The organism is Halocatena marina, assembly GCF_023276375.1.
In the GTDB taxonomy this organism is placed as follows: Archaea; Halobacteriota; Halobacteria; order Halobacteriales; family Haloarculaceae; genus Halocatena; species Halocatena marina.
Window position 1 is genome coordinate 307,005 of record NZ_JALLPK010000003.1, and the last position, 13,319, is coordinate 320,323.

The following is a 13,319-nucleotide window of genomic DNA, read 5'->3' on the forward strand; positions in this document are numbered from 1 at the left end:
ACCGCCGTCGACTCCCTTGCTCCCGTGTGGCCTGGAGGTGAACGTTGTTCGATATAGGGGCTAACTTGTCTGCTTCGAGAAGACGTCGTGCACCCTCTCCTCGGATGGTAACTGTCCAGGCGTGTTTCTCGACAGACACGCCCAGTCTTCGATCGACCGCACGTCGACTAACAAACTAAGCTTTGCACGTTGAAGTAGGAGCGTGACGTAGGCGGACGCAAAGACGGATGATACCGATCACGGACTTCCTGTCATGTACGCACGTGTTCGACGAGTTCGACTCGCTCGACTGACTATCTTTCGACAGTTACTAAAATCGGAATCTCCGCCACTACTGTCAACACCGACGTGCGTCCGTCCTGGTATTTCCACGCTGTCGTATCCCGCCTCAGCGGCCAGTTTGAGCACCTTTTGGATGACCAGTTCTTGCTGGTAATAGTGCATAAGCCGACATCCATACCTGGAGACCAACCCGTGGGCGCTTGAAATCGCATTTCTCAAACTGTGGTGAGATGAGTCATCAAACCATTCGGTACACTTATTCCATCCAGATGTCTTCCTCTTCTTCGAGGATATTCGCCATCACTTGGTCCCAGTCAGCTTGTGACCCGCTGCTCTCGATAATGTCCTCGATCACGCCGGGACCCTCCAACTCCATGAACCCGAACACATGTCCGTCTTTCTCGAAGACAGAGTACGTCTCGAGGTCCGCGTCGGAGTCGAGATATGTTCGTTCGAGGCGGTCAGGCACGTTTTTGTGTTCCTCGCGGTATTTTTTTGCTATCTCGATCGGATCTGGAGATGGAACGCAATTCGCGCCATCTACTGGAGATGACTCCACGACAATATAATACTCTGCAGTCTTCGTGATTTGAAAGGATCATACAGGCCGTTCGACCATAGATTCATCGGCACAGCGGTAGCGAGGGCAAAGCCCACGACTCCACAGTAGCTGCTGACGTAGTCCAGCGTCGATTCTCGTTGTTGTCGTTGGTTCGGTCTGGTCGAGACAGCCGAGGACTTCCAGCGAGTTTTCCCCCACGCTTTCGACAACGAGTTTGCTCCGGCCAGTGCGAATACCACGAACTCGTGAGGGCTATCAGTTTTATCTGGTGCCCAACCGCGTATCGCGGATTACCTCGCTCACCTGCCGGTGAAAACTTACCGTCGCCGCTGGCGACGATTTGTAGAATAGGTTGCTCCGAGCGGCATTTATGAAGTGGTATCGCGAAGTCACCGGTATTACCGTTACTATGTCTATCTAGTCACAAATAATTTATGATACTTGACCCATCGGATTACAATACTACTACTGTAATCCGACTCTAGTTTCATCCATACTTGGCTACTTTTTTGCCATCATCGGAATCACGATCGTATTGGTTCGCCCCCTGTACCGATAATACCGGCCAAATCCAAACACTGGTGAATCTATCGGCTCTGGCTATCATATCTCCGTTAGTGAATAGAATCTCTCCTAAAGAAGCATTCTTGATAGGCAATGTATGCCGGCAATACCGTCAGAATTCGGGATAGATTTGACGTATATTTCAGAGTTAGTCATACTAAGTTACTATCTTCTAGATTCGGAAGAAAATTGTCACGGTTACCTACAGCATTCTCACGGGCAATCACGCCGTAGTGACCTGCGATTACTCCTCTGAGAAGGTGAAGACCGGTTTGATGACTTGCGAGTCGAGAAACGCTTCGAAAGCGGACTTCGGGTCGTCCCGGGAAAAAGATGTATCGATAATCGCTTCTGCGTCGATTGTGTCGTTTTCCATCAACTGTAGGGCCTTTTCGAAGTCTGCCCACTTTGACCCGTACGATGAGTTAATGTCGACCTCTCCCCTGACTACCGGTGACAGTAGCACGTCACTGGGCTCGTTTGGGATTCCAACGATGACGACTTGGCCACCCTTGCGAACGTTCTCGGTTGCCGTTTTGATCCCGCTGTGGTGGCCGGTCGCGTCGAACACGACATCGAAACCGACCCCATCCGTTCGTTCTGCTACTGCGTTCTCAAGACTGTTTGTCTCGATGTCTATTGTGTCGATGCCGAGTCGTTTGAGGGTGGGAAACCGAGACTGGACGTCGTGACTGAGGCCGGATGCGATGACGTTCGCACCCACGGAGTCGGCGATCACCGCCGTCAGCACACCGATCGGGCCGGGACCTTCTACAAGGACGTCGTCGCCTGGTGTAAGGTCTGACTGTGTCAGCACCGCACGTGTGGCGATACTGGTCGGCTCCGTGATCGCTGCTTCCTGCAAGCTGACGCTATCGGGTACGGCGTGGAGGTGCTCGTGTCCGACAGTCACGTAGTCGGCGTAGGCACCGTCACGGTGCATTCCGGTTATCGAAAAATTTTCACAGACGTTCTCTTCACCGCGCTTGCACTGCAGACATTCCCCGCAATGGTGGATCGGCTCCTCAACGACTTTGTCTCCCGGGCCGAATGTGGTCACGTTCGACCCAACCTCTTCGACTCTCCCGGAGTACTCGTGTCCCATCACCCGGGGGATCTGGATCCAGTCGTACCCGCCATCATACTTGTACGCGTGTGCGTCGCTCCCGCAGATCCCCGCTGAGTGAACGCGTACTAATACTTCATCTGGTCCAGGCTTTGGTTGGTCACTTTCCTGTACCTCTACAGACCTCGCTCCTGTTTGCACAATTTGCTTCATAGATCGATGAACCTTCTATTTCATCAGTTTGGGCTTCACCCTTCTGATATATAAATATGAGGGAATAAATGGCTATCGTGTTTAGTTAGTGGCGTTGTGCCATCGAGCGAAGGTTTGAAGCCATGATTTGGCGGTTTCTGGGTTGACGTGACTAAAGCAGTTCGAAGACAACGACGTACGGCGTTTCAGCTCCCGAAAAATCCGTTCGATCGCGTTTCGATTTCCGTGGCGATGCATTTGAAATCGGAATTCAGCTCGTTGCAGTGAAGTTTGGAGATACTGAGCGCCATCGACGAGAAACACGGCGTTCTAGACAACGTGTTTCTCGCAGAGTTCACGGAGGAAGATCTCGGTGAGCGCAGTCATGGTGGTCGAAAAGAGCCCCACGTAAAGCCAATCGTTTGTCTTGGGGTCTCCAGCGGCGTACAACCGTATTGCTGGTCGTTGATCCGAATCACAGTCTCATCGAATTCGACGTGATTTGGGCTCTGGCTCGCGTCGGGCTGTAGATCGGCTTTGTGCACCCAATCATGGACCGCTTTCCGATTCCGTTGGACACACAGGTCTAGAGGAGATCAACGGTATTCGATAGCGATAACCCCGCCAATTGCGATTGAAAACCAGCGCCATCGTCGGTTCGGATGTCCGCTCGCGCTCCACAAACTCCAAATCGGTCCACTCTCGTTGACCGATGAAGTGGGGGATCTCTGGTATAAACCACCAAGAAATTCTCACGCTTCGCTTTTCACACTTAACTAAACACGACCGCAATAAATAGGGAAAATTATTTAAATAGAGGAGCAATCGTGTATCTGTATGTCAAAGGGAGGCAACGAGAAGACACATGCGACACAGCGTCGTTTGCTTGCTACGTTAGGATCGATGGGTGTAGCAGGGAAACCTAGGTGTGGAAGCGGGAACAACACACCGACAGCACGTTCCGGAAGCACACCAACTCCGGGAAGCAACGACGGTGTCGGTAGTGCTACTCCCATCCCGACCAGCGGAGGGGCCGAAACAGTGGAAATAATTAAACCATCCGACGTGGCCAACACTCGATAATGAATTACTACTTCAAACGAGTTGCTCAGGCTGGAATTACACTCATACTGGTGATCACGATTTCATTCGTGATGTATCGCATGATGCCAGGTGGTCCGATACAGTCGCTGATGCAAGAGCGAGTCCTCCAGTGTATAGAGAGCCAGGGCAGCATGGCGGAATGCGATATGGGCCAAATCCGGCGGAGTGTCGAACAACAGGTCAACATTGACCCCAACAAACCAGTACCGGTAGCGTACATTGACTACCTGGAAAAGATACTGCTCCACCAGGACTTCGGTGACTCCACTCAATATCAGGAAGGAGTCTTCAGTATCCTGTTCAAGGCCATGCCGTGGTCGATCTTCATCAGTCTGTACGGGCTGGCACTGGGCTGGACGTTCAACGTCTTCTGGGGCGCGATGCTCGCCTACAAGGAAGGGAAACTGTTCGACAAGGCAGGGACTATTTTCGCAATGATCGGCAACTCGATCCCCTACTATGTGGCCGCCATCATCGCGCTATCGGTCCTTGCGTACCAGCACGGTTTTTTCCCTCAGGGCGGGAGATATCACGAATCACTGAAGTTGTTCTATCTTGGTTGGGACTTCGGACCTCTGCGAATCGGTTGGCTGATCAACGAACCCGATGTCACACCAGGGGTCAACGTTCCGTTCATGGTGAGTGCGGGGTGGTCTGCGGCGCTCCCGATTCTCACGGGCTTCGTCTTGGGGATTAGCGGGCTCGGGATGCGTGGAAACGCTGTCCGTATCATGGAGTCAGACTACATCCGCGTCGCGCGGCTCCGGGGACTCAGCCAGAGCCGAATCGCAAGTCGCTATCTCGCCCGAAACGCTATCCTCCCGCTGTACACGGGATTCATGATCGGTATTGCGGGTATTTTCGGTTCGGGTATCATCACCGAGCGTATCTTCAGCTATCCAGCTGTCGGATGGTATACGTTCGCAGCGCTAGAAACGCGCGACTATCCGCTGCTCATGGGGGCGTTCATCTTCTACACGTCGATCACGCTTGCAGGGATAGTCATCGCGGAGTTTACCTACGGACTCATCGACCCACGCGCAGGAGGTGGTGACAGTGAAGCTTACTGATTTCGGGATACAGCTCGTAGAGTCGAATCCCGACGAGATGTCGCATCGGAGTGGTATCGAGGAGATGTTCGGCGTCGGTACAGTTGACGAAGAAGACTCCGGAGGGTCGGAGTTGACACGCAGTGAGCGCTACTACCGGCTGATCGATGCGTATGTTCTCGTTCCCTTGCGGATCATGTGGGATGACTGGCGGGCGCGTCTGGGCTTTGCGATCCTGACTTTCTTCGTGTTCATGGCGACAGTGTGGGCACCGATGTACCCGAAGGTCTATCGAAACGACGCGCCTGCTCTCGTTCGCCCGTTTAATCCAGAGTACACGCAGTCTATTCTCCGTTTTTCCGTTGGCGGGTCCACTTTCAACGGCATCGAAGTCTGGAAGTATCCTCTCGGCACCGACGGAGTCGGCAGACCGCTCCTCGCCCGTATCGTCAACGCCGCACCCGATATGGCACAGCTCGTGTTCGCCGGGGCAGTTGTGTCGATCGCCTTTGCCGTGATCATCGGGTGTGCTGCGGGATATTTCCGTGGGACTGTCGACGACGTACTCATGGGACTGACGGACATCGTCCTCACGATCCCCGGCCTCCCTCTTATCATCCTGCTCACGGCGATCATCGAGCCGGATAATATGTTCATTCTGGGGATGCTCCTCGCGATCGATAACTGGCCCGGGCTAGCACGCTCGCTGCGCTCGCAGGTCCTGACCATTCGTGAGGAGTCATATGTCGAAGCAGCGCGCGCGATGGGGATGTCGAAAGGCGACATCTTGGGCAGAGATATTATCCCGCAACTGATGCCGTTCATCATGATCAACGCAGCGGGTGCCGGGAAAGGTGTCATCACGGAGGCTGTCGGTCTCTACTTCCTCGGCTTCCTGCCAGGGGATGCACCCAACTGGGGAAAGATGATGGACAATGCTTGGAATGGGGGCGCGATACAGGATCCGACACTGTTCTACTGGATCCTCGCACCCATGGTTGTTCTCGCTGGGCTGTCGTTCGCGCTCGTAATGCTCGCGCAGGGGATGGACCAACTATTCAATCCCCGGCTCCGAGCCCGCCACGCAAAGACCATTGGCGGCGACGAGGACCTCGACGAACCTGTCGAATAGTCTGACGTTACGCCGGTCTTCCGGTCATTTTCCGTTTCACGGGCATAATGAGTCGTTCTATCTCACCATTCGATTAGTAGTCGAAATTTGTGCCATGTCGGATAGCGATCTGTTCGACTGGTAACGTGGCCCGTCGTTGTGTACCACATGGCTGATTTCCGTCCGATTTGAAATGGATCCACCGACGTCACAATGCGAAATCAGAGTTCTCGACGGACTGCGTATCCAGACACGCGAACAAATACCAGAGCGAATCATTCTGTCGTTAGATGTACCGAGACGAGGAGAATACGGATCAGTATCCCACAGTGAGCGTCGACACGCGTGACGCTCGAAAGTCACACCACAGACTCAGTTTCCCACCCAAGGCCGAGGGCGGAGATGCGCCAGTAGATTTGCGTGTGAATGGGGGCGACGTTGAACGCTGGAACTCACTAGCCAATTGCTGATGACTAAATGTCGGGAATCCACGTTACCCTTCGGGAAACCTATCGTCCTACTCTTTGGAACTATGCGCCTTGACCACTGAGGGCGGCTCCCTCCAGCGAGGCAGTACTACGATTCACCCTCTCCGTCAACGTCCAGCTCGACTGTCACGGAGCCATCCCAGGACGTATCGTCGATGATCGTAGCGTTGGTCGTAGAGGATGTTCCGTCGTAGCTCGCGGTGATCTCGTATTCGCCTTTAAAGCCTTCAGTCGTGTACGTTCCTGAGCTATCTGTTTTCCCGCTGTCGTCAGTCCACCACTCATCGTTGACCAATCGCTGCCATTCCTCGGTGTGTGGGCGTGCACTCCAGTCCTCTCTGTAGAAGGCAGCGCGGTCACGCCAGTGTAGCGGCTGCCACAAGCCCCAGTTACTGAAGCCTGTGACTGCGGGATGGCTGAAGCAGGCGATGAGCAAGTCCCGCGTGTAGTCTGCCTGGAGACGCTCGAATTGCTCCTTGGGAAGTTGTTTATCGAGGTTCTCATCTGTGAAATCGTACTCTGTGAATCGAATGTCGAATCCGTACCGGGCAAATTCGTCTAATCGATCGAGCGCCTCCTCGGGTGGTACTATCGACTTGGGATCGAAGTGACCCATGAACCCGATCCCATCGAGATCGGCATCGTTGTCTTTCAGATACCTCACCATGTCGTGGTATTTTCCACGGATCTCCGCAGTCTGAGCATCGTTGCGAAACGCGGCTTCGTTGATCAGCATCTCGCCGTCAGGGTCGCCTTCGCGAGCTGCATCAAGGAACTCTTTCCATGCGGCAGGGTCTGAATTCAATTGATTCCGCCAGACGCTGTTCAACTTGATCGGGTGGTTGATCACGTCCCAGGTGTCGATATTGTCTTTGAACGTACTAGTTTCAGTTCGAACGTGGTCAGTAAATTCCTGCTGCAGTTCCTCTTTGTCTTCGATAGCGAGTACCTCTTCCGGGCCGGCACGATCCCCCCAGAACCAGAGGAGCGTGTGCGCTTTTGCTTTCAGACCGTGATCGTGAAGCCAGTTAGCAGTTAACCTTGCGACAGTACCCGGCCCACCGACTTCCTCACCCCACGTCAAGACCCACGGAACGAACGCGGGAATTGTCCCTTTATTGAACATATCCTGTGTGTACTGCCGATAATTCCGAATATCGGCATCGGTCCTCCCATCGGGGCGGTTAATGTCGAGAATAGTGGAAAAGTCGACCTTCGATCCGAAATCGAACTCGTGGTCCTGCATCGCGACATCGACGTCCACTCCCTCGATCGTGTCGCCGTTAGTGTCGACTACCTCCACGGTGAGCAGTGCCTTACGCACTTCCTCAATCCGTTCTTTGGCTTCTTCGCGCCAGTCTGCGTTTGGTTCGCGACCATCATACTGTACCTTGAGGTCCCTCTCCGACACATCAGTGGTTTTGAGTTCACCGAGGTCTTGGGATCTGGCACTCGACTCGTCGGTCGACTGCCCCATGGCCGTGCCACCGAAGGCCCCTGCCCCGGTGAGCCCCAGTATTGACAGGAACGGTCTACGGCCCAGTCTATTCGACATGTTTTTTTCACAACGAGGTGACTCCTCCGAATCGCTGTTGCTTTCACGCATCGCGGATATTCTGTTCGGAGAAACAATATAAAAATATATTGTAGGATCTCCATCATACTTGCTAGGGACATGCCCAGAGGACAGCGTCTAAAGCATGTTTGTTCGTCACTGGGTTTGCTGTATGTCACCGGCGGAGTTGGAGATCTCCGGACACCCCGTTAGCTGATCTTCGAAACGTGGTGAAACGAGAGTTGCCATCACGCCAGCGAGTCCGTTGAAGCAGGTCCGCTGTAGCGATTCCGGGACGAACCGGCACAGTAGAACTATGTCCGGCACCCGCTCGTGCTTCGGCAGCCCTGTCATTTCCGACAGTCGCTGTCAGGCAATACCAGGAGAATCAGATTTGGCCCAGTTCAGAACGTCACGTAGGTGTACACCACAAGGCAGACCAATACTGGGGGGGCGACTGCAAGGAACGCGCCCTGTCGCGTTAGTGTGCTCGCTTCGTACACGGCGTTGTACCAGAGGTAAGCAGACAGGAGGATAAACAGGACTGCGACAACGAACGCCGCCTGAAACACGACCGACGAAGTTGCCGAGCCAATGTACAAAAAGAGGTCTTCCACCAGAAGAGTGAGCGTCCCAGTATAGGCCGGGTCACAGACTAAAGCAGCGTTGCACGGATTTGCAGCCCGAAGCGGCACGTATCGACCGAGAGCCAAGCTCATCCCAGCACCGATCATCGGAAGGAATCCCCAGCCAGTCAAGCGAAGTAACAGTTTGAACCGGAGCTGGGCGTTCACAGCTTTTCCGATTCCCCAGAAAATGAGCGTGAACGCGGGCCAGAGTACGAGTGGCACTATCATCTGTACAATAGATAACACGATGATGAGGCTCTCGTAGTGATTAACTTCCATGCCAAGAGTAGTAAAATAGACACCGATCATCTGACCACCAAAGGCCAGTGCTGTCACGAGAATGATTGCAGACTGGGCAGTCATGGTTGGATATTTTATTCGCTCTTCGAAGAACTCATTGGGATTCGCGAACAAGTTTATCGTACGCATGAAAAACTGTATTAGAGAGGACGACTATAATTGTTACGGAGGTCGTGCGACAGGATCTGGCTCACCAGTCGGTTTGCGGTCCAAGGTATCACTCCGTTCGTCGTCGGTGAGTGTAATACCGGTCCGAAGGTGGGTTCAGTGGGAGCCGCGACCTTCAACTCTCGAAAGAACTAATTAGGATTCACCACTGTGATCCCGTATGGGATTCCTCTCTCACCTCTGTTCGGAAATACGAAAACTCCGGATCGTCTTTAGCGCTACTTCTGCTGCGGCGGTTCTGATGCTTTTGTGGTTTCCGTTCGTCGAACCAGGTACCGCAACGTATGCGATCGTGGTGCTGAATCTGGGACTTTCGATTGTTCTCACCGCTGTCAATGGATCCGCTATCTGGGCTTGCAAACAGTGGCGAAAAAAACGGACTGACGAAGTAGTATCCAGCGACAACTGAGTGCGGAGTCGCTTGAAGCCCGACCATGGTTACCAGTAATACTGTAGATATAGACGAAACAACAAAGTTTTATTAGTCTCAAGGGTGAGTGGTGGATTAGCATGGGACTGAAAACGGGTACGTGCGTCCTCACTGTCGGTTCTGATGTCGGTGATTGGCTATGATAGACCAGCAGAGAGCCACCAGAGGCTCAGAAACTACGGATACCATCATTGAAGTGGAAAATGCGTCCGTGGAGTACGATATGTCCGATGGCGTCAGTCGTGTACTCAATGACGTCGATATTTCCATTAACAAAGAAGAGATCGTCGGTGTCGTCGGAGAGTCCGGATCAGGGAAGTCGATGCTTGCCTCAGCGCTGCTGGATGCGGTGCCGGAACCCGGGAAGACAAAAGGAGATATTACCTACTATCCGCCTGATGGCAGGGAACCGGTCAACGTCCTCGAACAGTCGACGAACGAACTCAACCGTTTCCGCTGGGAAGAGGTCGCGATGGTCTTCCAGGGGGCGATGTCTTCGTTCAATCCCACAATGAGCATTCGAGGGCATTTCGAGGAGACAATCGAGGCACACGACATGGAGATGTCCCGACAAATGGACCGGGCACATCAACTCCTCGAAGATCTCCACCTCGACGCGGAGCGGGTTCTGGACTCCTATCCACACGAACTCTCAGGCGGAATGAGCCAGCGGGCCCTCATCGCGCTGAGCCTGCTCCTTGATCCCGAAGTGCTCGTGATGGACGAGCCGACAGCGGCGCTCGACCTGTTGATGCAGCGGTCGATCATCCAACTGCTCGCGGAACTTCAGGAGACGTACGACCTGACCGTTCTGTTTATTACGCACGACTTGCCATTAATAGCGGGACTCGCGGACCGTCTCGCAGTGATGTATGCTTTCGAACTCTTAGAGATCGGGCCTGCTGAGGAGATCATCACTGATGCTGCACACCCGTACACGCGAGCACTGCTTCGGTCTGTTCCAAATCTCGAGACTTCGATCGACGAGATGGACCCTATTTCCGGCGTGAGCCCGGACCCGATGAACGTCCCCGAAGGATGTTCATACCACCCCCGCTGCCCACTTGCTGAGGATAAATGCCGCGAAAACGATCCAGAACTATTCTCAGAGACAGATGATCATCTGGTTGGGTGTTTCTACACAGACGCCTCACGAGAACGGGTTTCCTATACTGTGGATGTCGATGGAGACGAAAGTACAGACGACGTCCAGCTCGACCCGATCGATCAATACGGTGACGCCGACCCTATCGTTTCTCTTGAAGACGTCGAGGTCCACTTCGAAGACAAAGGCTTCATTGACGCGCTCCTCCGGAGGGACACGACGACCGTATACGCGGTCGACGGTGTTGACCTCGATATCTACGAGAATGACGTGGTCGCACTCGTCGGTGAGTCGGGTTGTGGGAAGACCACGCTGGGGAAAACGGCGATCGGTCTCCAAAGACCCACTGGTGGTAACGTCTATTACAACGACCAGGATGTCTGGGTCGCGAAAGACGGCACCGGAAAGATAGATATCCCACACGAAGAGATCCGACGTGCCCTCCAGATCGTCCATCAAGATCCGGGAGAATCACTCAATCCCAACTATACGATCCTCTCCAATCTCGCACGTCCGCTGAAAAAATATCGTCCCGATATCGGGCCAGTGAAACGTAAGTCCATCATCCATCAACTACTCAAGAAGATGGGAATCCAGCCACCCGAGGACTACGCCTCGAGATTCCCACACCAACTCTCTGGTGGAGAGCAACAACGCGTTGCTCTCGGCCGAGCGATCCTCATGCAACCTAATCTCGTTCTCGCCGACGAGGCCGTCTCGGCACTGGACGTCTCGCTTCGAGTCGAAATGATGGACCTGATGCTGGATCTCCAGGAGCAGTTTAATACGTCCTATCTATTCATTTCACACACCTTCGCGAACGCGCGGTACCTGACAAAAAAGGCCGATGGCCGCATCGGCATCATGTATCTCGGGAATCTCGTTGAGATCGGCCCTGTCGACTCCGTTCTCAAGAATCCGAAACACCCCTACACGAAGGCACTTACGGAAGGAACGCCGACATTGGACCCAGAAGAAGCCAAGAAAACCTTGGAGGAAGGCGAAGAGATCCCTATCCGCACAATTGACATCCCCGACGCCGAGAACCCCCCGAGCGGGTGTAACTTCTACACGCGGTGTCCCGAAGTAATCCCGCCCGAAGACATCGACATAGATCAGGACACCTACGCCGAAATCATGGACGTTCGTCTCGCCATCGAGGACCGGACACTCGAAACTGAATCAGTATGGGACGATCTTGGTATCCAACCAGACGAATCAGATCGTCGTAGCGCGGCAACGACGGAGTTCGTCGAGGCGTTACGAAACCGGACCATTGACGTCGACCTGCCAGACCGCCACCGGGAACAGATAGATACCGCGTTCGAACATCTCGCCAACGACGATTGGGAACTGGCGACCGGACAGCTCAGAGAACAGTACGAGAGCGTCTGTGAACGGGACGAACCGACGCTCGATAACGAAACACACCGCGCTGCATGTCACCTCCAGGACGCCCCAGTGGTTGACGTGCCGCCGACTACAGAGGTGAGTAGCGAATGACGGACCCTGTCATTCACCGTGCCACGCGAACCACTGGTTTCAGCAGACAGAGCGACGAATCGCAACACGGAGCCTGATTCGACAATGATAAACGTTCATCGTCGTCGTGGGGAATCGACTGCAAGATTAATTTTCAGAGTTATCAGGGGGTCGTTCCTGCTTTCACTCATCTGTGCGGGAATCCTGTTGACGATTCTCTCGGTTACAGCCATCTCGTGGGTCGCTTCTGGAACGCTGGCGGGCCTGCTTGCTCTCACCGGAATCAACTGGACTGTTGTCGGCGTAGTCGGATTCCTGATCTACAGTTATATTAGCGAGAGATATTAAGCGGCAGCTCGTCTCAGTACCCGACAAATTTCACTACAACAATCAGACTGGAAAAACATGCGTCGAAGATCGTATTTGACGAGTCTCACCACTTCTGGACTCATACTTGGGGGTTGTATCAGAGACCACCGAACAGAGCCCACTGCGTCGCAGATAGACACGCCAACGTTAGTTGCCGAAGACTGGAGACCGGATGACCCGGTCACAACATTTCGGGTGCGGTGGCACGGGCAGTCGGTCGATGCGTTCGACATCACCACGAACGACGGGAAAATACACCAAGCCCCTGAAGGAGAGGAGAACCTCATACTCGCCCTCGGCGTGGAAAATACGGGCTCCCAGAGTCACCGGTTTGTTCCTGATACTATAGAAATAATTGTAAATGCTCAGAGTCACGAACATCAGTTCATTGAATCTGCTGCCCGAACATTTGGCGTCAACGGCATTCAACTTCAGCCTGCGGATACAATATCGGGGTGGCTCGGCTATTCGATTCCGAAGAACGTAACGGAGGCGCGTATTGTCGCAAGGCCTGGGGGCAGCGATCCCGAACTTGACGTCACTTACGAATACGTTGAGGACCGCTCGTTATCGTTCCCGTTCGAGTAACTCGATTTTGCTCGGGATCGAGTCAGAAGTGAACGTGAATTAGAACCCCCGAAAAACAGCAGGTCGTGAGACGTTCGGAAGCGACAACACGATTGCTGTTTCTCACCTAGGTCAGTGGGTGCCCTTCGATCACGATATGGAGCGGATCCGCACATGTTTTCAGAGGGCTCATGGTGACGCTACGCGCTCTGATGGGTTCGTGAATCGTCATGACCTCAAGCAATCGATATGAATGCTATCTGGCCTCCCACATAACATTTTAAAGTATCCTACGC

Annotated in this window: 10 protein-coding genes and 2 pseudogenes; 7 read left to right on the plus strand and 5 right to left on the minus strand. The window is 53.7% G+C overall.

Annotation, left to right across the window (positions count from 1 at the left end; translation table 11 throughout):
* Nucleotides 1-538 precede the first annotated feature (538 nt).
* The 3 genes and pseudogenes from MW898_RS26120 to MW898_RS22295 all read right to left on the minus strand — a co-directional run bounded on the left by MW898_RS26120 (nucleotide 539) and on the right by MW898_RS22295 (nucleotide 3,401).
* Nucleotides 539-822: pseudogene (locus MW898_RS26120) on the minus strand (L-rhamnose mutarotase).
* An 830-nt stretch (nucleotides 823-1,652) separates the two neighbouring features.
* The gene (locus MW898_RS22290) at nucleotides 1,653-2,687 is read right to left on the minus strand and encodes a zinc-dependent alcohol dehydrogenase (RefSeq protein ID WP_248910462.1); all 1,035 of its coding nucleotides are present in this window, start codon (nucleotides 2,685-2,687) and stop codon (nucleotides 1,653-1,655) included.
* Between the two features lie 81 nt (nucleotides 2,688-2,768).
* Nucleotides 2,769-3,401 (minus strand): annotated as a pseudogene (locus MW898_RS22295) (IS6 family transposase).
* A gap of 102 nt (nucleotides 3,402-3,503) precedes the next feature.
* Between MW898_RS22295 and MW898_RS22300 the strand changes: the two are divergent.
* From MW898_RS22300 to MW898_RS26125, 3 genes are all read left to right on the plus strand, one after another.
* Nucleotides 3,504-3,749 carry a hypothetical protein gene (locus MW898_RS22300; RefSeq protein WP_248910463.1) on the plus strand — a complete coding sequence of 82 codons (246 nt, stop codon included), beginning with the start codon at nucleotides 3,504-3,506 and terminating at the stop codon, nucleotides 3,747-3,749.
* A gap of 152 nt (nucleotides 3,750-3,901) precedes the next feature.
* On the plus strand, nucleotides 3,902-4,840 hold the full coding sequence (locus tag MW898_RS22305) for an ABC transporter permease (RefSeq protein WP_248910464.1): 939 nt from the start codon (nucleotides 3,902-3,904) through the stop codon (nucleotides 4,838-4,840).
* Complete coding sequence (locus MW898_RS26125; RefSeq protein WP_248910465.1) at nucleotides 4,827-5,951, plus strand: ABC transporter permease; 1,125 nt, start codon at nucleotides 4,827-4,829, stop codon at nucleotides 5,949-5,951. Before MW898_RS22305 ends, MW898_RS26125 begins: the two co-directional genes overlap by 14 nt.
* 555 nt (nucleotides 5,952-6,506) lie before the next feature.
* On the opposite strand, the gene MW898_RS22315 is transcribed toward MW898_RS26125, so the two are convergent.
* Both MW898_RS22315 and MW898_RS22320 read right to left on the minus strand, forming a co-directional pair.
* Nucleotides 6,507-7,973 carry an endo-1,4-beta-xylanase gene (locus MW898_RS22315; RefSeq protein ID WP_248910466.1) on the minus strand — a complete coding sequence of 489 codons (1,467 nt, stop codon included), beginning with the start codon at nucleotides 7,971-7,973 and terminating at the stop codon, nucleotides 6,507-6,509.
* Between the two features lie 404 nt (nucleotides 7,974-8,377).
* A complete protein-coding gene (locus MW898_RS22320) occupies nucleotides 8,378-9,031 on the minus strand; it encodes a YIP1 family protein (RefSeq protein ID WP_248910467.1) in 654 nt (217 codons plus the stop codon).
* Between the two features lie 199 nt (nucleotides 9,032-9,230).
* On the opposite strand from MW898_RS22320, the gene MW898_RS22325 reads away from it, so the two are divergent.
* The 4 genes from MW898_RS22325 to MW898_RS22340 all read left to right on the plus strand — a co-directional run bounded on the left by MW898_RS22325 (nucleotide 9,231) and on the right by MW898_RS22340 (nucleotide 13,044).
* Nucleotides 9,231-9,479, plus strand: coding sequence for a hypothetical protein (locus tag MW898_RS22325; RefSeq protein WP_248910468.1), 249 nt, complete (start codon nucleotides 9,231-9,233; stop codon nucleotides 9,477-9,479).
* A gap of 160 nt (nucleotides 9,480-9,639) precedes the next feature.
* Complete coding sequence (locus MW898_RS22330) at nucleotides 9,640-12,108, plus strand: dipeptide ABC transporter ATP-binding protein (protein WP_264556842.1); 2,469 nt, start codon at nucleotides 9,640-9,642, stop codon at nucleotides 12,106-12,108.
* 84 nt (nucleotides 12,109-12,192) lie between these two features.
* The gene (locus MW898_RS22335) at nucleotides 12,193-12,435 is read left to right on the plus strand and encodes a hypothetical protein (protein WP_248910470.1); all 243 of its coding nucleotides are present in this window, start codon (nucleotides 12,193-12,195) and stop codon (nucleotides 12,433-12,435) included.
* Nucleotides 12,436-12,492: 57 nt separating this feature from the next.
* Entirely contained in the window at nucleotides 12,493-13,044 is a 552-nt protein-coding gene (locus MW898_RS22340; RefSeq protein ID WP_248910471.1) for a DUF4352 domain-containing protein, read from the plus strand.
* Nucleotides 13,045-13,319: the final 275 nt, after the last annotated feature.